At 64.5% G+C, this 21283-nt stretch carries 19 protein-coding genes; 10 read left to right on the top strand and 9 right to left on the bottom strand.

Going from position 1 to position 21283, the window contains the following annotated elements; translation table 11 throughout:
- Window positions 1–11 precede the first annotated feature (11 nt).
- The 3 genes from pdxH (at window position 12) to PQQ53_RS07375 (ending at window position 3518) form a co-directional block, all read left to right on the top strand.
- A complete protein-coding gene (gene pdxH / locus PQQ53_RS07385; protein WP_408140561.1) occupies window positions 12–653 on the top strand; it encodes a pyridoxamine 5'-phosphate oxidase in 642 nt (213 codons plus the stop codon).
- 140 nt (window positions 654–793) lie between these two features.
- Window positions 794–2008, top strand: a complete 1215-nt coding sequence (locus PQQ53_RS07380; RefSeq protein WP_408323570.1) for a class I SAM-dependent methyltransferase — start codon at window positions 794–796, stop codon at window positions 2006–2008.
- Window positions 2009–2078: 70 nt separating this feature from the next.
- Window positions 2079–3518 carry a DUF72 domain-containing protein gene (locus PQQ53_RS07375; RefSeq protein ID WP_408323569.1) on the top strand — a complete coding sequence of 480 codons (1440 nt, stop codon included), beginning with the start codon at window positions 2079–2081 and terminating at the stop codon, window positions 3516–3518.
- Window positions 3519–3530: 12 nt separating this feature from the next.
- On the opposite strand, the gene msrA is transcribed toward PQQ53_RS07375, so the two are convergent.
- Window positions 3531–4079, bottom strand: coding sequence for a peptide-methionine (S)-S-oxide reductase MsrA (gene msrA, locus PQQ53_RS07370; RefSeq protein WP_408152403.1), 549 nt, complete (start codon window positions 4077–4079; stop codon window positions 3531–3533).
- A gap of 256 nt (window positions 4080–4335) precedes the next feature.
- Here msrA and PQQ53_RS07365 point away from each other — a divergent pair, with 256 nt between their 5' ends.
- Window positions 4336–4845 carry a flavin reductase family protein gene (locus tag PQQ53_RS07365; RefSeq protein ID WP_408140553.1) on the top strand — a complete coding sequence of 170 codons (510 nt, stop codon included), beginning with the start codon at window positions 4336–4338 and terminating at the stop codon, window positions 4843–4845.
- 181 nt (window positions 4846–5026) lie between these two features.
- Here the strand turns inward: PQQ53_RS07365 and PQQ53_RS07360 are convergent, their stop codons facing one another.
- Window positions 5027–5542: an Lrp/AsnC family transcriptional regulator gene (locus PQQ53_RS07360; RefSeq protein WP_042321345.1), complete on the bottom strand. Its 516-nt coding sequence runs from the start codon at window positions 5540–5542 to the stop codon at window positions 5027–5029.
- A 130-nt stretch (window positions 5543–5672) separates the two neighbouring features.
- Here PQQ53_RS07360 and kynB point away from each other — a divergent pair, with 130 nt between their 5' ends.
- The 3 genes from kynB to kynA are packed head-to-tail and all read left to right on the top strand — an operon-like array spanning window position 5673 to window position 8562.
- Window positions 5673–6311 (top strand): arylformamidase, encoded by a 639-nt coding sequence (gene kynB, locus PQQ53_RS07355; protein WP_408140550.1) that lies wholly within the window; start codon window positions 5673–5675, stop codon window positions 6309–6311.
- A gap of 57 nt (window positions 6312–6368) precedes the next feature.
- Complete coding sequence (gene kynU, locus PQQ53_RS07350) at window positions 6369–7619, top strand: kynureninase (RefSeq protein WP_408323568.1); 1251 nt, start codon at window positions 6369–6371, stop codon at window positions 7617–7619.
- Window positions 7620–7629: 10 nt separating this feature from the next.
- Window positions 7630–8562 (top strand): tryptophan 2,3-dioxygenase, encoded by a 933-nt coding sequence (kynA, locus tag PQQ53_RS07345; protein WP_408323567.1) that lies wholly within the window; start codon window positions 7630–7632, stop codon window positions 8560–8562.
- Between the two features lie 33 nt (window positions 8563–8595).
- Here the strand turns inward: kynA and PQQ53_RS07340 are convergent, their stop codons facing one another.
- From PQQ53_RS07340 to PQQ53_RS07310, 7 genes are all read right to left on the bottom strand, one after another.
- Window positions 8596–9333 carry an SDR family oxidoreductase gene (locus PQQ53_RS07340; protein WP_408323566.1) on the bottom strand — a complete coding sequence of 246 codons (738 nt, stop codon included), beginning with the start codon at window positions 9331–9333 and terminating at the stop codon, window positions 8596–8598.
- Window positions 9330–10874, bottom strand: coding sequence for an FGGY-family carbohydrate kinase (locus PQQ53_RS07335; RefSeq protein WP_408323565.1), 1545 nt, complete (start codon window positions 10872–10874; stop codon window positions 9330–9332). Before PQQ53_RS07335 ends, PQQ53_RS07340 begins: the two co-directional genes overlap by 4 nt.
- Window positions 10875–10944: 70 nt before the next feature.
- Window positions 10945–12033: an alcohol dehydrogenase catalytic domain-containing protein gene (locus tag PQQ53_RS07330; RefSeq protein WP_408140542.1), complete on the bottom strand. Its 1089-nt coding sequence runs from the start codon at window positions 12031–12033 to the stop codon at window positions 10945–10947.
- 46 nt (window positions 12034–12079) lie between these two features.
- Window positions 12080–13087, bottom strand: coding sequence for an ABC transporter permease (locus PQQ53_RS07325; protein ID WP_408140540.1), 1008 nt, complete (start codon window positions 13085–13087; stop codon window positions 12080–12082).
- Window positions 13074–14594: a sugar ABC transporter ATP-binding protein gene (locus PQQ53_RS07320; protein ID WP_408140538.1), complete on the bottom strand. Its 1521-nt coding sequence runs from the start codon at window positions 14592–14594 to the stop codon at window positions 13074–13076. The genes PQQ53_RS07325 and PQQ53_RS07320 overlap by 14 nt, the downstream gene beginning before the upstream one ends.
- A 59-nt stretch (window positions 14595–14653) precedes the next feature.
- Window positions 14654–15607, bottom strand: coding sequence for an ABC transporter substrate-binding protein (locus PQQ53_RS07315; protein ID WP_408323564.1), 954 nt, complete (start codon window positions 15605–15607; stop codon window positions 14654–14656).
- Between the two features lie 138 nt (window positions 15608–15745).
- Window positions 15746–16726, bottom strand: a complete 981-nt coding sequence (locus PQQ53_RS07310) for an AraC family transcriptional regulator (RefSeq protein ID WP_408140534.1) — start codon at window positions 16724–16726, stop codon at window positions 15746–15748.
- Window positions 16727–17238: 512 nt separating this feature from the next.
- Here PQQ53_RS07310 and dalD point away from each other — a divergent pair.
- The 3 genes from dalD (at window position 17239) to PQQ53_RS07295 (ending at window position 21277) form a co-directional block, all read left to right on the top strand.
- A complete protein-coding gene (dalD, locus tag PQQ53_RS07305) occupies window positions 17239–18648 on the top strand; it encodes a D-arabinitol 4-dehydrogenase (RefSeq protein WP_408323563.1) in 1410 nt (469 codons plus the stop codon).
- Window positions 18649–18766: 118 nt separating this feature from the next.
- On the top strand, window positions 18767–20248 hold the full coding sequence (xylB, locus tag PQQ53_RS07300; RefSeq protein WP_408140529.1) for a xylulokinase: 1482 nt from the start codon (window positions 18767–18769) through the stop codon (window positions 20246–20248).
- A gap of 81 nt (window positions 20249–20329) precedes the next feature.
- Window positions 20330–21277, top strand: coding sequence for a sugar-binding transcriptional regulator (locus tag PQQ53_RS07295; RefSeq protein WP_408140527.1), 948 nt, complete (start codon window positions 20330–20332; stop codon window positions 21275–21277).
- Window positions 21278–21283: the final 6 nt, after the last annotated feature.

Raw genomic sequence — 21283 nt, 5'->3', positions numbered from 1 at the left:
CGCATAAGAACATGACCTCACTCGCCGAACTTCGAAAAAACTATTCGCTGGGTTCTTTGGACGTTGCCGATGTCGACCACGACCCGTTTCGTCAGTTCGACACCTGGTTTCAACAAGCCGTCGACGCCAAGCTGCCCGAACCGAATACGATGACGCTGGCCACGGTTGACCCGCGCGGCCGGCCGTCGGCGCGCATCGTGCTGATCAAAGGCGTCGACGAGCGCGGCTTCGTGTTCTTCACCAATTACGAAAGCCGCAAGGGCCGCGAGCTGGCTGCCAATCCGTACGCGAGCCTGCTGTTTTACTGGATCGAACTCGAACGCCAGGTGCGCGTCGAGGGGCGCATCGTCAAAACCAGCGCGGAGGAAAGCGATGCGTATTTCGCGTCGCGCCCGCTCGGTTCACGCATCGGCGCGTGGGCCTCGAATCAGAGTCAGCTAATTGAAAGCCGTTCGCAGCTCGAAACACGCGAACGCGAAATCAGCCTGCAATACGGCGACCAGCCACCGCGTCCGCCACACTGGGGTGGTTATCGTTTGGTCCCCGAAGCAATTGAATTCTGGCAGGGCCGGCCGTCGCGTCTGCACGACCGGCTGCTCTATACGCGCGCAAGCGAAAACGGCGACTGGCAAATCTCCCGCCTATCGCCTTGAATCGAATATGACGCTGGCAGCGCGCCGCCAACGCAGCAGCGCGCGCCGGCCGGATCGCGTCTCGCGGCATGGGAGTTGCGCCGCGCCGGGCCGTGATCCACACAAGCTTTGCTTTAATTCAACGGACACGGAGAGATCACATGTTCTGGGAGAAGAAGCTGGCGCAGTGGGTAGAAGAAGTAAAAATCAAGGCTAACCTGCCTGCACGCCTCGTGCTGTGGGACGGTCAGCAACATGACTTCGGGCAGTTCGCCGCGCCCCAGGTCACGCTACACGTGAAGAGCGCGACGGCGTTGCCCTATCTGCTCGAACCGAGCCTCGACAATCTCGGCGAGGCGTACGTGAAGGGCAAGATCGACATCGAAGGCAAGCTGTCGGACATCATCAACATCAGCTATCAGCTGGCGCGCAACACCGTGACCAGCGCAAGCAAGCTCGCGCGCGTGCGGCGTTACTTCAATCACTCGAAGACGTCGGACAAAAAGGCGATCCAGTACCACTACGATGTCTCGAACGAGTTCTACAAGCTGTGGCTCGACGAGAACATGGTCTACTCGTGTGCGTACTTCGAGAACGGCAACGAAGATCTCGCCGCCGCGCAGATCAAGAAGATCGACCACATTCTCACCAAAATCCAGTTGCAGCCCGGCCAGCGTCTGCTCGACATCGGCTGCGGCTGGGGTGCGCTCGTGCTGCGCGCGGCGCAGAAGTTCGGGGCGAAGTGTGTGGGCGTGACGCTCTCGCAAAACCAGTTCGACCTCGCCACCGCCCGCGTGAAAGCCGCGGGCCTGGAAGGCCAGATCGAGATCCGCCTGCAGGATTATCGCGACGTCACCGGGCAGTTCGACCGCATCACGAGCGTCGGCATGTTCGAGCATGTGGGCCGCAAGAATCTGCCGGGCTACTTCGAGAAAATCCACGACCTGCTGGTCGACGACGGCATCGCAATGAACCACGGCATTACGTCGAGCGATTCCGACAGCGGCGAAACCGCGCTCGGCGGCGGCGAATTCATCGACCGCTACGTGTTCCCGGACGGCGAACTGCCGCACATCGGCCTCGCGCTCGAAGCGATGCAGCGCGGCGGGCTCGAAGCGGTTGACGTCGAAAGCCTGCGCCGTCACTATGCGCACACGCTGGACCTGTGGGCGGAACGTTTCGAGGCGCATGCGGAAGAAGCCCGCAAGCTGGTCGACGACGAAAAATTCCGCATCTGGCGCGTGTACCTCGCCGGCTGCGCGTACGCCTTCGAAAACGACGACGTATCGATCTACCAGGTGGTGTGCCGCAAAGCCGGCCGCAGCGCGAAAACCTTGCCGTGGTCGCGCCGCTATATGTACGAAAAACCGCTGTGATACGGTTGCGCCGCGGCGCGTGCATGAGCGGACCGGCGCGGCGCAACTTTGAACGGCAGATCGGACATCGATGGACCAGAGCGGGACAAGCGAAGTTGAACAGCCGCCAGGCGGCGAGCACCGTAATAATGACGACGCTGGCGGCGAAGCCGTGCAGTTCGATCTGTTCGGGATGCCGGTGGAGCACGCGGGCGTTTCGTCGAAGGCGGATGCTGGGGGCGGTAAGCCGCCGCGCGCGGTAGCCGAAGCCGAGGCTGGAGCCGGGCAGCCTGCCGCCGATACCCACGCTACCGCGCCCTCTGCCGCCGCCCAGCCCGAACGTCGGCGGCAACCGCGCACGAAACCCGGCGCAGCCGCCTCGCTCTGGCAGGAAGACGATGCGCCCGGGAACGCCGCGTCGCCCGCCTCTGCCGATTCCCCGCCCGCCCCCGCCGATACCCCAAAAAAGCGCCGGGGCCGCGACATCCTCGCCGCCCCGCCGGCACCCGAACTGCTCGCGCTTGCAGCCGAACTGCCGCCGCAGATCCATCTCGGCACCTCGACGTGGTCGTTTCCCGGCTGGAACGGCATCGTCTACGGCGACGAGTACAGCAACAGCAAACTCTCGCGCGACGGACTCACCGCCTACGGTGCGCATCCGCTGCTAAAGACGGTCAGCATCGACCGGTCGTTTTATCAGACGCTGCCGGTCACCGATTACTTGCGCTACGCGCAGCAGGTCCCCGAGCATTTCCGCTTCATCGTCAAAGCGCCGATGACGATCACCGACGCCACCGTGCGCGCCGAGCGCGGCGAACCGGTATCGCTGAACCCGTGCTTCCTGAACGCGCAGATGGCGATCGACGAATTCGTCACGCCCTGTCTCGAAGGGCTCGGCGCGAAAGCCGGCGCGCTGGTGTTCCAGCTGTCGCCGCTGCCGGACCAGATGCTGGCGCAGCCGACGGTGTTCATCGAACGTCTTGCCGGGTTTCTGATGGCGTTGCCGACACTGCCGGACGGCACGTGCTACGCGATCGAAATCCGTGACGCGAGTCTGCTCACGCCACGCTTCATCCGCGCGCTGAAAGTGGCGGGCGTGCGGTATTGCGTCGGGATTCACGCGCGGATGCCGGACCCGCTGCGTCAGGCCGCGGCGCTCGCGCTGCTGGACGGCGAACCGGCCGGCCCGCTGATCGTGCGCTGGAGTCTGCACGGCGGCTTCAAATACGAGCAGGCGAAGGCCAAGTACGAGCCGTTCAACCAGCTGGTCGATCAGGACCCGGCCACCCGCGCGGCGCTCGCCGAACTGGCCGCGCGCTATGCGCTGGCCGGCCAGCCGGTGGTGATCGCGATCAATAACAAGGCGGAGGGATCGGCGCCGCTAAGCTGTGTGGAACTGGCGCGAGCGATTATCGACGCCTACGCGCATCGTGCTCACGAACGTGAGCACGAGAACGATGGCGAACAGTCCCGGCCGGATGAACCTCAGCCGCAGGAAGCTGGCGGCGAACCCGGCAGCGAGCCGGGTTGAGCGGACGCCGTCTTACCCCGCCTTGATCCGATGCGCGAACTTCTGACGAAACTTCGCGACCTTCGGCGCCACCACGAACGAGCAGTACCCCTGATTCGGATGCTGCGCGAAATAGTTCTGGTGATACGCCTCGGCCGGCCAGTAGTTGCCGTCGAGCGGCAGGACCTGGGTGACGATCTGCCCGTCGTAAATCCGCTGTTCGCCGATCTCGCGGATCGCCTGCAGCGCCGTCTCACGCTGCGCGTCGGAATGCGTGAAGACGACCGACCGGTACTGCGTGCCGACGTCGTTGCCCTGCCGGTTCAACTGGGTCGGATCATGAATTGCGAAGAAAATATCGAGAACCTCGCGATAGCTGATCTTCGCCGGATCGAAATCGACCTTCACCACTTCGGCGTGACCGGTCTCGCCATCACAAACCTGTTCGTAGGTCGGCGCGCGGGTCTGGCCGCCCGCATAGCCCGACTCGACCGAGTTCACACCGTCGACGCCCAGATACACCGCTTCGAGACACCAGAAACACCCGCCACCGAGGGTGGCGACTTCGCCTGTCTGACTCATGCTGCTCGCTCCTTGATCCTGATAGTCGGCCGATGCCGGTCCTGCTTCGCCGCAACGCTCGTGCCACGAGCGGGACTTGCCAGCTTAGCGGGTTTTCCAATGACCGGCTGTGATCGCGGCCCGTGCGCCACGATTGCAGTTAAAATTGGGACAAATCGACGATTTTCACTATGACTTTCGAATCAATTGTTTCCGACCGCGCGCTCGACGGGTTCCGCCCGGCCTCGCCTTGGTCGTTGTCACGGACTTGCGTCCGATGAAGCGCGCCAGCCCGCCCAATTTCGACCAGCCCGCCTTCAGACAGGCGCTCAGCCAGTTCGCCACCGGCGTCACCGTCATTACAACGCGCGCCGAGTCCGGCCAGTTGATCGGCATCACGGCCAGCTCGTTCAACTCGGTGTCGCTCAATCCACCGCTGGTGCTGTGGAGCCTCGCCACGCGCTCGGCCTCGATGCCGGTGTTCCGCGCCAACAGTCACTACGTGGTCAACGTGCTCGCCGCCTCGCAGCTCGATCTGTGCAAACGCTTCGCGACCGTCAAGGGCGACCGCTTCGAAGGCGTGTCGCACGCGCAGGGCGATACCGGCATGCCGGTGCTCGACGGCGCGCTCGCGTGGTTCGAATGCCATAACCGCAGCCGCTACGAAGAAGGCGACCACGTGATTTTCGTCGGCGAAGTGGAGCGCTGCGGCGTGCATGAGAAAGCGGCGGAGATCTCGCCGCTGGTGTTTCAGAACGGGCTGTTCCACGGCCTCAAGTCGCTCTGAACGTGTCGCCGCGTCCTGGCTGGACGCGGGGCAAGAATGCCGGCGGTGCAGGAGTGTCTGCCGCACAAAGCGCGGCGGCGGAATGTGCCGTATCGCTCGCAACTGCGGCCAGCGCCCGCTACAACCCACCGCTAGCCGCTAGACCGCTACACAGCCGGCGCCACATCACGCCTGCCCGCCTTCAACGGTCGTTATGCGACGCGCCATGCCCGGCGCTCTTCTTCACCAGCGACACCGGCACGCCCGAATCTTCCTTGAGCGTCTGCAGCACGATATTCGAGCGAATATCCATCACGCCCGGCGCTTTGTAGAGCCGCTGCAACACGAAATCCGAATAGTGTTTGAGGTTGTGCGCGAGAACCCGCAGCAGATAGTGCGTCTCGCCGGTCACGACGAACGCGCCGACCACTTCTGGCCAGTCGCGCACCGCCTCCGCGAAGCGCTCGTGCCAATTCTCCTGATCGTTGCGCATGGACACCTGCACGAACGCCTCCAGTTCGAAACCGAGCACTTCGCGGTTCAGACACGCGCGGTAATGTTCGATGACGCCCTGCTCCTCCAGCAGACGCAGGCGCCGTAGACAGGCCGATGGCGAGAGCGAGATACGCTCCGCGAGGTCGAGATTGCTGATCCGTCCTTCTTGCTGAAGCACCGTCAAGATACGGCAATCGGTGGCGTCGAGCGAGATCGCGTTCATATTCGGTCTCCCTTTCCCGTTTGACTCAAATTATGTTCCAAGACACGGCTCAGAAGGAGATTTTTTCGCAATCACATTGTGCGGCGATCCACCTATCATTGCTTGATACACACCATTCGCCGATGGAGACATGCAAACACTCTGGGACATCACCCCCGCCGTCGATACCGCGACGCCCGTCTGGCCCGGCGACACGCCGGTCGGCATCGAACGCGTATGGCGCATGGAGGCGGGCTCGCCGGTCAACGTGGCGCGTCTGACGCTGTCGCCGCACACCGGCGCGCATACCGACGCCCCGTTGCACTACGACGAAAACGGCGCGGCGATCGGCGAAGTGCCGCTCGACGCCTATCTCGGTTTATGCAGGGTGATTCATTGCATCGGCGCCTCACCTGTTGTGACGCCACAACACCTGGCCGGTTCGCTCGACGAGCTGCCGCCGCGAGTCTTACTGCGCACTTACAAAAACGCCCCGACGACGGCCTGGGACAGCGCGTTCTGCGCGGTCGCGCCGGACACGATCGATCTGCTGGCCGCACGCGGCGTGAAACTGATCGGCATCGACACGCCCTCGCTCGACCCGCAGGAATCGAAGACGATGGACGCTCATCTGCGAATTCGCGCGCATCGCATGGCGATTCTCGAGGGGATCGTGCTGGATGACATCGCCCCCGGCGACTACGAACTGATCGCCCTGCCGCTCAAGCTGACCACGCTCGATGCGAGCCCGGTGCGCGCGGTGCTGCGCGCGCTGCCGGGCGCGCGCTGACCCAGGCGGAACGCATCGACCTCACCGACTTTCACTGATCCGACCGACGGACTGACCATGAACCACCGTGACGAAGCACTGGCGCTCGATAACGCCGACCCGCTCGCGGCGCTGCGCGACCAGTTCGCGCTGTCGCCGACCACCATCTATCTGGACGGCAACTCGCTCGGCGTGCCGCCGGCCGCCGCCGCGCAGCGCGCACAGACCGTGATCGCCGCCGAATGGGGCGAAGGCCTGATCCGCAGCTGGAATGGCGCCGGCTGGTTCGCGCTGCCGCGCCGCCTCGGCAACAAGCTCGCGCCGCTGATCGGCGCGGCCGACGACGAAGTGGTCGTCACCGATACGATTTCGATCAACCTGTTCAAGCTGCTGTCCGCCGCCGTGAGGGTGGCGAATGCGCGCGATCCGAAGCGTCGCGTGATCGTGTCCGAACGCTCGAATTTCCCGAGCGATCTGTACATCGCGCAAGGCCTGATCGAGCAACTCGACCGCGGCTATGAATTGCGCCTCGTCGACGATCCGTCCGAGCTGCCCGCCGCGATCGGCGACGACACCGCCATCACGATGATCACGCACGTGAACTACCGTACCGGCTACATGCACGACATGGCCGCGCTGACGAAGCTGATCCACGACAAGGGCGCGCTCGCGCTGTGGGACCTCGCGCACTCGGCGGGCGCGGTGCCGGTCGATCTGAACGGCGTCGGCGCGGACTACGCGGTCGGCTGCACGTACAAGTATCTGAACGGCGGTCCCGGTTCGCCCGCGTTCGTGTGGGTGCCCAAGCGCCATCAGAATGACTTCGCGCAGCCGCTGTCCGGCTGGTGGGGTCATCGCGCGCCGTTCGAGATGAACCCGACGTACCGGCCGGATGACGGCATCGGCCGCTTCCTGTGCGGCACGCAGCCGATGGTGTCGATGGCGCTGGTCGAATGCGGACTCGACGTGTTCCTGCAAACCGACATGCAGGCGGTCCGCAAGAAGTCGCTCGCGCTGACCGATCTGTTCATCGAACTGGTCGAAGCGCGCTGCGGCGAGTTTCCGCTCACGCTCGTGACGCCGCGCGAACATGCGCAACGCGGCTCGCATGCGAGCTTCGAACATCCGCATGGCTACGAGGTGATGCAGGCGTTGATCGCGCGCGGCGTGATCGGCGATTACCGCGAGCCGCATGTGTTGCGCTTCGGCTTTACGCCGCTCTATACGCGCTTCGTCGATGTGTGGGACGCGGTCGAAACCTTGCGTGACGTGCTCACGCAGGAGACCTGGCGCGCACCCGAATTCGCCGCTCGCGGCGCCGTGACCTGAGGAGCGCGCGATGACCGATCACATGCAAACGCCGGGTTTGCCGGAAGAGACCGTGACGCAGGGATGCCCGTTCGGGCATGGGGGCGTGGCGTCCGTGGCTTCTGCGGCTGCCGATGCACCCGACTCCGGCTGGCACGACGCGCAGCTCGACTTCTCCGACTCGATGAGCTACGGCGATTATCTGTCGCTCGGGACGGTGCTCGATGCGCAGCACCCGTTGTCGCCGGATCACAACGAGATGCTGTTCATCATCCAGCATCAGACGAGCGAACTGTGGATGAAGCTCGCGCTATACGAGTTGCGCGCCGCGCTGCAGGCGGTGCATAGCGACGAGTTGCCGCCAGCGTTCAAGATGCTCGCGCGCGTGTCGCGGATCATGGAGCAACTGGTGCAGGCGTGGAGCGTGCTCGCGACCATGACGCCGTCCGAATACACCGCGATGCGGCCGTATCTCGGCAGTTCGTCGGGCTTTCAGTCGTATCAGTACCGGCAAATCGAGTTTCTGCTCGGCAACAAAAACGAGCAGATGCTCAAGCCGCACGCGCATCGCGCCGACGTGTTCGCCGAGGTGAAGGCATCGCTCGAAGCGCCCTCCTTCTACGACGAGGTGGTGCGTCTGCTGGCGCGCCGCGGCTTTGCGATTTCACCGGCGAGGCTCGCGCGCGACTGGACGCAGCCGACCACGCACGACGCCTCGGTCGAAGCCGCCTGGCTGGAGGTGTATCGCAATCCCTCGCAGCATTGGGAGCTGTATGAGATGGCCGAAGAACTGGTCGATCTCGAAGACGCGTTCCGTCAATGGCGGTTCCGGCATGTGACCACGGTCGAGCGCATCATCGGCTTCAAGCAGGGCACGGGGGGAACCAGCGGTGCGCCGTATTTGCGCAAAATGCTGGACGTGGTGCTGTTTCCCGAGCTTTGGCACGTGAGGACGATGCTGTAGCCGGCTGCCGTCGCCACGCTCGCGCGGCACGGTTCACCTCGCCGTATATCCGCCGTCGATGGGCAAGCAGATGCCGCTAATCATCGACGCCGCGTCGCTCAACAGAAACATGATCGGCGCGGCCACCTCTTCGGATTCCGCAAAGCGCCGCAGTGGAATCGCCTGCAACGCAGGATCGCGTTTGGCGGGATCGCTCCACGCCAGCACCGCCATCGGCGTCAACGTGACGGTCGGATTCACGCTGTTCACGCGAATCCCGAACGGCCCCAACTCGATGCACAGCGCTCGCGTCACCGCATCGAGCGCCGCCTTCGACGCCGAATAACTGAGATGATCGTCGAGCGCCACGAGCGCAGCCTGACTCGACACGTTGACGATACTGCCCGCGCGTTTCTCCTCGATCATCCCACGCGCGACGTGCTTCGCCACCAGCACCGCGCCACGCGTATTCACCGCCATCACGCGATCGAAACTCGCCGCGGTGGTGTCCACCGCGCGCTCGAGCAACGCGATGCCCGCGCAATTCACGAGCCCGTCGAACACATCGAGCGACGCCAACGCATCGTCGATCGCGGCTTCGTCGCTCACGTCGAGCGTCAACGGCTCACAGCCGGTTTCCTCGGCGAGCCGCGCCAGCTCGTTCACGTTGCGCGCGGCGGCCACCACCGCCGCGCCCGCTGCGCACAGCGCTTCGACCGTTGCCCGGCCAATGCCGCTGGAGGCGCCCGTGACGAGAATCGAGCGTCCGGAAAAATCGAAAGTAGCATTCATGATGATTGCAACCGATGCATGACCGGCTTCAAGGCCGGATACAAATCCTTATAAACGCCGAAGCGCTGTTCGTACAACACCATCCGCGCCGCGTCGGGCTGCGCGCGTTCGATCAGCGTGACCCAGCCGCCCTGGGCCGCTTCGCGTGAAATCAGCCCGACGCCGAGCGCCGCGAGCAACGCCGCGCCCATCGCCGCCTCCACGTCCTGTTCGATCGTGTAGACCGGATAACCGGTAGTGTCCGCGATGATCTGCATCCACAGGTCCGAATGCGCGGCGCCGCCGACCACGATCAACTTGTCGTCGAGCGATTGCGCGCCCTGGCGTCCCGCCTCGATGTTGTGCTTCAGCGCGAACGACACGCCCTCCAGCACCGCGCGATACAGATGCGCGCGCGTGTGAAACAGGCTCAGCCCGACAAATGCGCCGCTGGCCTTCGCGTCCCACACCGGACTGCGCTCGCCCATCAGATACGGCAGGAACATCACGCCGTCCGAGCCGGCCGGCACTTTTGCAGCGTTCTCTTCGAGCAGACGATGCGGGTCGCCATGCGGCGTGGCGCGTGCAGCTTCGATCTCGGCATGGCAGAACTGCTCGCGAAACCACGTGACCGACGCGCCCGCCGTAATCGCACCGCCGAACACATAGATATCGTGCAGCCCGTTGAACACGTGAGGCATGCTGACCAATCCGTGCCGCGCGTCCACGCTCTGGTTGATGTAGCCCCAGCACATGCTCGTGCCGATCATCGCGACATGCTGGCCGGCGCGGGTCACGCCGGCGGCGAACGTCGCCATCGCGGCATCCACGCCGCCCGCGACGATCGCCGTACCTGCGTCGAGTCCGAGCTGTTCCGTCCACTGCGACAGCAGCCCGCCGACCACATCGGACGATTCGACCAGCCGCTCCGGCATCATCGTCGCGGGAATGCCTAGCATGTCGAGCGCTTCGTCCGACCAGTCGCGCTTCGCGATATCGTAGACGCCGCCGATGTTACCCGCCGAACTGTGATCGACTGCCACTTCGCCGGTCAGCATGTAGATCACATATGCGTTCGGCGGCAGGAAAAAGCGCGTCTGTGCCCACACGTCCGGCTCGTGATCGCGCAGCCACAGCATCTTCGTGTAGCCGTAGTAGCTGTCCACGCCGTTGCCGGTGATCGCATAAAGCCGTTCGAGATCGACGTTGCCGCGCACCCACTCGACCTGCGCGGTCGCGCGGCGATCCATCCAGATCAGACAGGGCGCGAGCGGCCGCATGTCGCTATCGACGGGAATGCCCGAGCCGCCGTACAGGCTGCTCACGCATAGCGCCTTGATCGAACTCGCGGCGATGCCGGCCTGTTTCGCCGCGCCGACGCACGCGGCGACGCACTCCACCACCGCCTTCAACCACACTGCGGGCCATTGCTCGGCCCACAGCGGTTTGGGCGTATCCGGCTGATAGCTCGACGCATGCTGCGCGACGATCGCGCCGTGCTGATCGACCAGCAACGCCTTGGTGCTCTGCGTGCCGATATCGACGCCGATGACGTAGTTCATACAGTCTCCGTTTTATGTGCCCCTTGTCACGCGCCGACGGCCGCGTCGCGCTCGCGCGCGCGTTCCGCGCTCACGCACGCGGCTTCATCAGCACCTTGATCGAATCGAGCGAGTTCGCGACCTTTATCGCCTCGTCCCACTCTTCAAGCGAGAAGCCATGCGTGACGATACCCTTCGACGTTACGAGTCCGCGCGCGAGCAGATCGATCGCGATCGGATAGCAGTACGGTCCGAGATGCGCGCCGCGCACGTCGAGCTCCTTGCGGTCTCCGATCACCGACCAGTCGAGCGTCGTATCCGCGCCGAACACCGAAAACTCGACGAAACGCCCGAGCTTGCGAATCAGGTCCATCCCCTGGTTCACGCCGATCGGCGCGCCGGTGGTCTCAATGTACACGTCGCAGCCGTAGCCGTCAGTGAGCGAGTGGATGATCGCGAGCGCATCGTCCTTCTGCGGGTTGATCGTCACGTCCGCGCCGTATTCGCGTGCGAGCGCGAGGCGTTCTTCCACGAGGTCGATCACCACCAGCTTCTTCGGCGTTTTCAGATGCGCGACCTGCGTCATCATCAGACCGAGCGGACCGGCGCCCGCGATCACCACCACGTCGTCGAGTTGCAGTTCGCCGCGATTGACCGTGTGAATCGCGCACGCGAGCGGCTCGATGATCGCGGCGTCTTCGAGCGAGATGCCGTCGGGAATCTTGTGGACGATCGCCGTCGGCGGAATGCGCATGTACTCGGCCATGCCGCCGTCAGCGACTTCACGCTGGAAACCGAATATATTGTGCACCTCGCACATCCAGTACTGACCGGATTTGCAATAACGGCATTTGCCGCAAGGCACGATCTGTTCGGCGATCACGCGCTCGCCCTTCTTGACGCCGAAGTGTTCGGCCGCCCCTTCGCCGATCTCCTCGACGTAGCCGAAGAATTCGTGCCCCGGGATCACCGGCGCTTTCACCCACGGACTCGGGCCGCCCCAGAACATTTTGGCGCCCGAATGGCATTTGCAGTCGCTCGCGCAGATGCCGCATGCGGCGATGCGAATCACCAGTTCGTGCGCGCGGGCCTGCGGCTTCGACACCTGTTCGACGCGATAGTCTTTCGGTGCATGACAGACGATGGCGGTCATGTTCTGCTTGTCGGATTGAGTCGTCATTGCATGGTCCTGCGAAAAAGAAGAAAAGGAAGGTCAGTGGGAAGCGTTACTTTCTACGGTCGCGGCTGATGTAGATCGCGAGCAGAATGATTCCGCCCTTGATCACGTTCTGCACATACGGATTCACGCCGACCATGTTCAGACCGTTGTTCAGCACACCGAGCAACAGCGCGCCGATCAACGTGCCGATGATCGAGCCGCGTCCGCCCGAGATCGACGTGCCGCCCATCACGACGGCTGCGATCGCGTCGAGTTCGAAGCCGACGCCCGCGTTCGGCTGACCGCTCATCAACCGTGCGGTCAGCACGATGGCGGCGAACGCGGACGTGAGACCGGCGATCGTGTAGACGATCAGCTTCACGCGCGCGACGCGTACGCCGGACAGACGCGTCGCCTGTTCGTTACCGCCGATCGCGTAGACGTAGCGGCCAAACGGCATGCGCTCGAGCAGCACCCACGCGATCACGTAGATCACCGCCATGATCACGACCGGCGCCTGGATGCCGAGAATCTTGCCGCTGCCGAAGAAGCTGACCCAGTCGGGCAAACCGTCGATCGGATAGCCGCCCGTGTAGATCAATGCGAGACCGCGCGCGATACCCATCGTCGCGAGCGTGACGATGATCGGCGGCATGCCGGCATACGCGACGAAAAAGCCGTTGGCCGCGCCGAAGCCGAGCCCGACCGCGACGCCGACGGCGAGCGCGGCCACCGCATTCATCCCGGCGACCATCAGACCGGCGGCGAGCGTGCCCGCGAGCGCCATCACCGAGCCCACCGAGAGATCGATGCCGCCCGTCAGGATCACGCAGGTCATGCCCACCGCGATGATCGCGTTGATCGACACCTGGCGCAGCACGTTCTCGATGTTCGCGCCGGAGAGAAAGCTGTCGCTCGCGAACACCATCACGATGCAGACCACCAGCAGGCCGATGAACGGATAGAAAAGTGTCGAGCGTTTCAGCGCGGCCCAGGTGAAGCGCACCGGCGCGCCTGGGGTATCGCTGCTAACAGTGGACGTCTTGGGCGACGAAGAAGGATTAGGCGTGTTCATGAGTTGCTCCAAGCGAGCCCGCGGTCGCATAGGTCATCACGGCGTTCGAGTTGATCGCGTCGCCTTCGAGCATCGCCTCGATGCGGCCCTGCCGGAATACGGCGACGCGGTCGCACATGCCGACGATCTCCGGCAGTTCGGACGAGATCATGATGATCGAGTAGCCGCGCGCGGTGAGTTCGCGCATCAGCAGATAGATTTCGGTCTTCGCGCCGACGTCGATGCCGCGCGTCGGTTCGTCGAAGATCAGGATGTTGGTGTGGTGATTCAGCCAGCGCGCGATCACCACCTTCTGTTGATTGCCGCCCGAGAGCGTCGCGACTTCGGTGTGCATGGTCGGCGCCTTCACCCCCACGCGCTTCATGATGTCGGCGGTGGCGCGCGCTTCGCTGCGCTGGTCGATGAAAAAACGCAGCGAGCGATACTTGCCGAGGTTGTTGATCGAGATGTTCTGCTTGATCGAAAAATCCGTGATCAGGCCTTCGGTCTTGCGGCTCTCCGGCAGGATGCCCACACCGGCGCGCAATGCGTCGGCGGGATCGGCCAGCTTCGCAGCCGCGCCGTTGATGCGAATCTCCTTCGCATAGGCCGGGTCCGCACCGATCACCGCTAGCGCGGTCTCCGTGCGCCCCGAGCCGACCAGCCCGGCGAAACCGAGAATCTCGCCTTCACGCAGCGTGAATTTGAGCACCGGGCTGTCCTTGAGCAATTGCAGCTTGTCGACGTCCAGCACGATCTTCGCGTCGGCGCGCAAGGTTGGCTTCGGCGGAAAGCTGCTTTCGATGCGGCGCCCCACCATCATCTCAACGAGACGCCCCACGTCGGATTGCGCGACCTCGGTCATGCCGACGTACTGGCCGTCGCGCAGCACCGTGATGCGGTCGCACACTTCGAAGATCTCTTCGAGGTGGTGCGAGATGAAAATCATCGCGACGCCCTGCTTCTTCAGGTCGCGCATGATCGCGAACAGATGCTCGGCCTCGGCGGGCGTGAGCGTCGCGGTCGGCTCATCCAGAATCAGAATGCGCGCCTCCAGCGACAACGCCTTGCCGATTTCGACGAACTGCTGCTGCGCCACCGAGAGTTCCCGAATCGGCACCGATAGATCGATCGCGACGCCGAGCCGCTGGAATATCGCGGCCGCGGCGCGGCGCATCTTGCCGCGCTCGAGCAGGCCCAGGCCGTTCTTCAACTCGCGGCCGAGGAACATGTTCTCCACCGCGTTCAGATACGGAATCAGGCTGAATTCCTGAAACACGATGCCGACGCCCGCGGCCACCGCATCGTGATAGTTCGTGAAGTGGCGCGCTTCGCCGTCGATCGTGATCGTGCCTTCATCCGGCTGATAGATGCCGCACAGGATTTTCATCAGCGTCGATTTGCCCGCGCCGTTCTCGCCGAGCAGCGCGTGAATCTCGCCGCGCGCGATCTGCAGATGAATGCCTTGCAGCGCCTTCACGCCGGGAAAGCTTTTGGTGATGTTGTCGAGCTTGAGAATGGTGTCCATCGGGTGCTCCTGTGCCGCCCGTCGCCGCGCTTCGATGAGCGCGGCAACGGGCGTTCGCGTTACCAGCTGAAGCCCTTCGCATTGCTCTTGTCGATCATCTTCACGTCGACCGGAATCGCTTTCGGCACATTGGCACCCCACTTCTTCGCGAGCGCGATGCCGAGGGCGATACGCACCTGGTCGGCCGGGAACTGCGCGGACGTTTCGACGAACTTCGAGTTCGGCTTCTGGATCGCGGCAATCGCTTCCGGCGCGCCGTCGACGCTGGTCAGCTTGATGTCCTTACCCGACGCTTCGATCGCCGAGAGCGCGCCCATCGAGCCGCCGTCGTTGACGCTGAACACGCCCTTCAGATTCGGATGCGCCTGAATCATGTTCTCGGTGACGGACAGCGCGGTCGCGCGTTCCTGCTTGCCGTTCTGCGTGTCTACGAGCTTGACGCCCGGCGCTTTCGCGAGCGCCGCCTTGCAGCCGCGCACGCGTTCGAGAATCGGCACGACCGGAATGCCGTCGAGAATCGCCACTTCGCCGCTACCGCCGATCGACTTCGCGAGATACTCGCAGGCCATCACGCCCGCGTCATAGTTCTTCGAGCCGACGAACGAATCGACGGGGCCATTCGCGTTCGCATCCACCGCGACGACCACCACGCCCGCCTTCTTCGCCGACGTCACCGCCGATTGGATGCCGGTCGAATCGGTCGGATTCACGAGCAGGATGTCGATCTTCTTTTGCAGCATGTCCTCGACGTCGCTGACCTGTTTGCTCACGTCGTGATGCGCGTCGGTGACGACCACCGTTGCACCGATCGAAGCGGCCGCGTCGTTCAACGCCTTCTGCATCGTCACGAAGTACGGGTTGTTCAGTTCCTGAAACGTCATGCCGATTTTCAGCGGCGCGGCTTGCGCAGCCGGTGCGGCGATCAGCGACAGGCCGAATGCGAGCGTCGCCAGCGCCGCTGAACGGCGCGCCAGGGTCTGCAGCGAGGTCTGCTTCGAAAGGGATTGCGTCATGGTTGTCTCCGTTATTAAAAGTGAGCACGTCCCTCACGCTGTGCTCGCACAGCGCGATACGTGTTGAAACGCGGTTGAAGTAAAACGCTTCGGCTGAACGCCCGGCGACGGGCAATGCAGCGGCGCAGTTGCTGCTGGCTAGGTGAACGGATAGGCGGCGCAAACGTTGCGGGGCAACCCCGGTGCGAGCACGATGGCCGGCGCGTCGTCGATGCCCGCGCCGCGCGCCGCGGCTTCCTCGGACGCGTCGCGGCTCGCGTCGTTCAGTTGCTGATAGCGGCGGAATTTCGACGGCGCCATGCCCTTCACCGCGAGGAACTGCCGGTTGAAATTCGACAGGTTGTTGAAGCCCGCCTTGAAACAGATATCGGTCACGCTCAGTTCGCCGTCGGTGAGCAACTGGCACGCGAGGTTGATGCGCATCCGGTTCACGTACTGCACGAACGGCAAGCCGGTATGGCGACGGAAATAGCGCGAGAACGCGCTGACGCTCTGCCCGGCCAGCTGCGCCAGATCCGACTCGCGCAGTTCGTTCGCGAGGTTCTTGCCGATATACGACAGCACGTGATTGATGCGGGTCGACGCGAAGCCGGTCGGGTCGGCCTGATAGGCGGGACTCGCCAACGTCTCGCGGTCCTCGGCATTCATCAGGATCTCTAACATCGACATGAACAGCACGAGACGGCGCAGCCCGCGCGCAGTCAGCAACTCCATGAATAGCGGCTGGACCGCGGCGCTGGTGCGTGCGCCGAACGACACGCCCCGGCGCGAGTCGGCCAGCAGCGCCTCGACCTGGCGCCACTCGGGAAAGCTGTCGAGGCAGCCCGACACGAACTCCTGGCCGAACTGCACGACCAGGTTGCGCTGCGCGATGGTCTCGCCTTCGGGCACGTCGCTGACCCAGTTGTGCGGCAGGTTCGGGCCCATCAATACCAGATTGCCGGGCGCGAAACTGCTGATGTGATCGCCGACGAACATCTTGCCGGTCGTCGCAACGATCAGATGAATTTCGTATTCCGGATGAAAATGCCAGCGCACCGTTCGGTACGGATAGCCATGCGACCACACCTTGAACGATTCGTCGCGGCGCACGGCCACGATTTCCAGATCGGGTTGCACTGTCTTGCCTCCATGAAGCGGGCCGCCGGGGGCGCCGCTGCTCTTCGTCTTGTATAGCGAAAAGTAGCCTGCAACCGCGCCGGCCACCACTAAAAATGAGACCGCGGACCAATACTTTTTTGCATTCGGGTTAGTCCTGACGTTCCCCAGGTCAAATTTGATGCAATGCAAAACGCACGTCGAGGCACGGCGGCTCGCCCGGCCACGCCTTGCCGGTCACCCGGAAGGCCCGCCCACGCCGCGCTGCGCCACGAAAAGCCGCTGACGCCGCCTTGACTTTCGTTTCGCCGGGTACGATCATTCGCTCACACGCAGAGCAAATGCTCCGTCACGAGAAAACGCACGCTTCGAGCCGTGCGACAACAGCAACCATCATGGGACCGGAGTAGGCGCTAAAGCGCCAACAGGAAACCGTCATGGGACCGGAGTAGGCGCTAAAGCGCCAACAGGAAACCATCATGGGACCGGAGTAGGCGCTAAAGCGCCAACTCCGGTCGACATAGGAGACGCACATGGACACCGGGCAAGGCAGCGGCGCGGCCGCACACGTGATCCTGCACATCGGCGCGGGATCGTTTCATCGCGCGCATCAGGCGTGGTACCTGCATCGGCTGAACGAGGCGAAGCTGCAGGGCGAGCACTGGTCGCTGACGGTCGGCAATATCCGCAGCGACATGAACGCGGTGCTCGAAGCACTCGCCGCGCAGGACGGCGTCTACACGCTCGAAACCGTCACGCCGCAGGGCGAGCGCGCCTACGAGACGATCCGCTCGATCGAACGCGTGGTGCCGTGGACCGAAAGCCTCGACGCGCTGATCGAAGCGGGCGCCGATCCGGCCTGCAAGATCATCGCGTTCACCGTCACCGAAGGCGGCTATTACCTCGACGAACACGACCGGCTCGACACCGGCAACGCCGATCTCGCCGCCGACCTGAAAGGCGGCCACACCACCATCTACGGCGCGCTGGCGGCGATTCTCGACGCACGCATGCAACGCGGCGCGGGCCCCGTCACGCTGCAGACTTGCGACAACCTGCGCAGCAACGGCGAGCGCTTTCACGCGGGCATGAGCGAGTTTCTCGAACGACGCGGCGCGGACCGTCTCGCGCAATGGTTCGACAACAACACCGCCTGCCCTAGCTCGATGGTCGACCGCATCACACCGCGTCCGACACCGGACGTGCGCGAGCGCGTCAAGGCCGCGACCGGCTTCGACGACGCATGCCCGGTGATGGGCGAAGCGTTCATCCAGTGGGTGATCGAAGACCGCTTCATCGCCGGGCGACCGGCATGGGAAAAAGTCGGCGCGGAACTGGTCGACTCGGTACTGCCGTACGAGGAAGCGAAGATCCGCATTCTCAACGCGCCGCATAGCTGCATCGCGTGGGCGGGCACGTTGGTCGGGCTGAACTACATTCACGAAGGCACGCTCGACGCCGACATTCGCCAGTTCGCGTTCGACTACGTGACCGAAGACGTGATCCCGTGCCTCTCGCCGAGCCCGCTCGATCTCGCACGCTATCGCGACGTGGTGCTCGAACGCTTCAGCAATCCGTATATCCAGGACACCAACCAGCGCGTCGCGGCCGACGGCTTTTCGAAGCTGCCCGGCTTCATCGCGCCGACGCTGTCCGAGTGTTTCGAACGGGGCGTCACGCCGGCCGCGACGGCGATGCTGCCCGCGCTGTTTTTCCGCTTTCTCGAACGCTGGCATGCGGGCAAGCTGCCGTATGCGTATCAGGACGGCGTGATGGACGAGCGCGTCGCGCACGGCTTCTTCGCGGCGCCCGACCCGTTGCAGGCGTTCGCCGCCGACCGGCTGCTGTGGGGCAGCATGGCGCAGACACCGGAGCTGGAATCGGCGCTCGCAGGTGCGCTCGCGCGCGTCGATGTCTGGCTCGCCCACCGCGGCGCGGTTTGAGCACTCCGGTGCGTCCTGTTTCGAATCGATCGCGCGCAGTGCCAGGCTTAATGCGCATGGCAGCGCGCGTCAGGTGCGGCTAAAGTAGCGCATCCCTAACGACGAAGGTTTCGCGCCCATGTATCTCGGCATCGACCTCGGCACGTCCGAAGTGAAAGTTCTGCTGCTCGCCTCCGATGGTCGCGTGATCGGCACGGCAGGCTCCCCCTTTACCGTTTCGCGTCCGCATCAGCGCTGGGCCGAGCAGAATCCCGAGGACTGGTGGACGGGCACGCGCGCGGCGCTCACCGCGTTGCGTGAGCGGCATCCCGACGAGTTCGCGCAGATTCGCGGCATCGGCCTGTCGGGGCAGATGCACGGCGCGGTGCTGCTCGATGCCGAGGACGGCGTGCTGCGTCCCGCGATCCTGTGGAACGACATGCGCAGCGACAAGGAGTGCGCGGAGTTGACCGGGCGTGCGCCGGATCTGCACAGCGTGGCGGGCAATCTGGCGATGCCGGGTTTCACCGCGCCGAAACTGCTGTGGGTCGCACGCCATGAGCCGGAGATTTTCGCGCGGACCGCCTGCGTGCTGCTGCCGAAGGACTATCTGCGCTTGCAATTGACGGGCGGCAAGGTGTCCGATCCGTCGGATGCGGCGGGCACGTTGTGGCTCGATGTCGCGAGGCGCGACTGGTCGGACTCGTTGCTCGCCGCCTGCAACATGACGCGTGCGCAGATGCCGAGCCTCGCCGAAGGCAGCGCGCCGTCCGGCACGCTGCTGCCGTCGCTCGCACGCGAATTCGGCCTGAGCGACGGCGTGATCGTCGCGGCGGGCGGCGGCGACAACGCCACCAGCGCGATCGGCATCGGCGCGACGCAACCGGGCGACGGCTTCGTGTCGCTCGGCACGTCGGGCGTGCTGTGCGTGGTCGGCGACAGTTTCCGGCCGAATCCGGCCTCCGCCGTGCACGCGTTCTGTCATGCGATTCCGGATCGCTGGCATCAGATGAGCGTGGTGTTGTCGGCGGCGAGTTGCCTGCGCTGGGTCTGCAAGCTCACCTCGACCGACGAGCCCACCCTGCTCGCCGAAATCGAGGCACTCCCCGCCGATGCATTGAGCACCGCGCCGCTGTTCCTGCCGTATCTGTCCGGAGAACGCACGCCCCACAACGACCCGTATGCGCAAGGCGTGTTCTTCGGCATGAATCACGCGACCGATCGCGCGTTGCTCGGTTATGCGGTGCTCGAAGGCGTGACGCTCGCGCTCACCGACGGCCTCGACGCGTTGCGCGCGGCCGGCACTGAGGCGAAGGCGCTGTCGCTGCTCGGCGGCGGCGCGCGCAGCGACTACTGGGCACAACTGCTGGCCGATGCACTCGACACCGCGACGCGCAAGCACGGCGGCGGCGAAACCGGCGCGGCGCTAGGCGCAGCCCGCCTCGGCTGGCTGGCCGCGGGCGGCGACCCGGCCACGGTGCTGACCAAGCCGCCGATCGAAAAGGAGTTCACGCCGAATCCGCGCCGCCATGCCGAACTGCGCACGCGGCTCGAAGCGTACCGGGCGCTATACCGTCACGTGCGGCCGCTGTTCGACCCGGCGCGCGCGCCGCTCGCCTGAGCCAGCGGCAGCCACGGCCGCTTGGCGTTGAGAGACGCCGGCCGGCTGCTATCATCGGCGCACCTCAAGCGAGCCGTTACCGTGCCCAAGTCCTCAGAAAAACTAGATCTTGCTACCCGCGCCGCGTGGCTCTACTACGTCGCCGGCAACACCCAGAACGAAATTGCCGAGAAGCTGCAGGTCTCACGTCCGGTCGCGCAACGGCTGGTCGCCTTCGCGGTGGAAAAGAATCTGATTCGCGTGCGTGTCGATCACAAACTGGCCGACTGTCTGTTGCTCGCCGATCAGCTGTCGAAGCGCTACGGCCTGAGCATGTGCGAAGTGGTGCCGATCGACGGCGACACCTCCGACGAAGTCGACCGCAAGCTGGCGGTGGCCGGCGCGCAGGTGATGGAGCGCTATCTCGGCGCGGAAAAGCCGATGGTGGTCGCGGTGAGCAGCGGCCGCACGCTGAAGGCCGCGGTCGATCAGATCGCGCAGCTGGACCGTCCGCAGCATCGGCTGGTGTCGATGGTCGGGGCGATCGCGCAGGACGGCTCGTCGAACCGCTACGACGTCGCGCTGCACATTTCCGAAAAGACCGGCGGCAAGTATTTTCTGCTGCCCGCGCCGCTGCTTGCCGATAGCGAGGCCGAGCGCGCGCAGTGGTGCAATCACCGGCTGTACCGGATCGTCCAGTCGCTCTCGGCGCAGGCCGATGTCGCGTTTGTCGGGATCGGCAATATCGGGCCGAAGTGTCCGCTGCATGAAGACGGCTTCATCACGTCGGCGGAAGTGAAGGAATTGATGCACAACGGCGCCGTGGCCGAAATGCTCGGACTGCCAATCGATGCAGCCGGCGCGCACGTCGAATCGCCGACCGGCCGGCGCGTGACGAGCATCGCGCTCGATACGCCGCCACGTCGTCCGACGATTGGTTTCGCCGGCGGCCAGCGCAAGCGTGAAGCGCTGATCGCGGTGCTCAAGGGCGGCTGGTTGTCGGGACTGGTGACCGACGAGTTGTGCGCGCGCGCCGCGCTGGAAGCATGACGCCGG

The organism is Paraburkholderia strydomiana (assembly GCF_046030495.1).
GTDB lineage: Bacteria > Pseudomonadota > Gammaproteobacteria > Burkholderiales > Burkholderiaceae > Paraburkholderia > Paraburkholderia strydomiana_A.
This window is presented reverse-complemented; position numbering and strand designations above follow the sequence as displayed.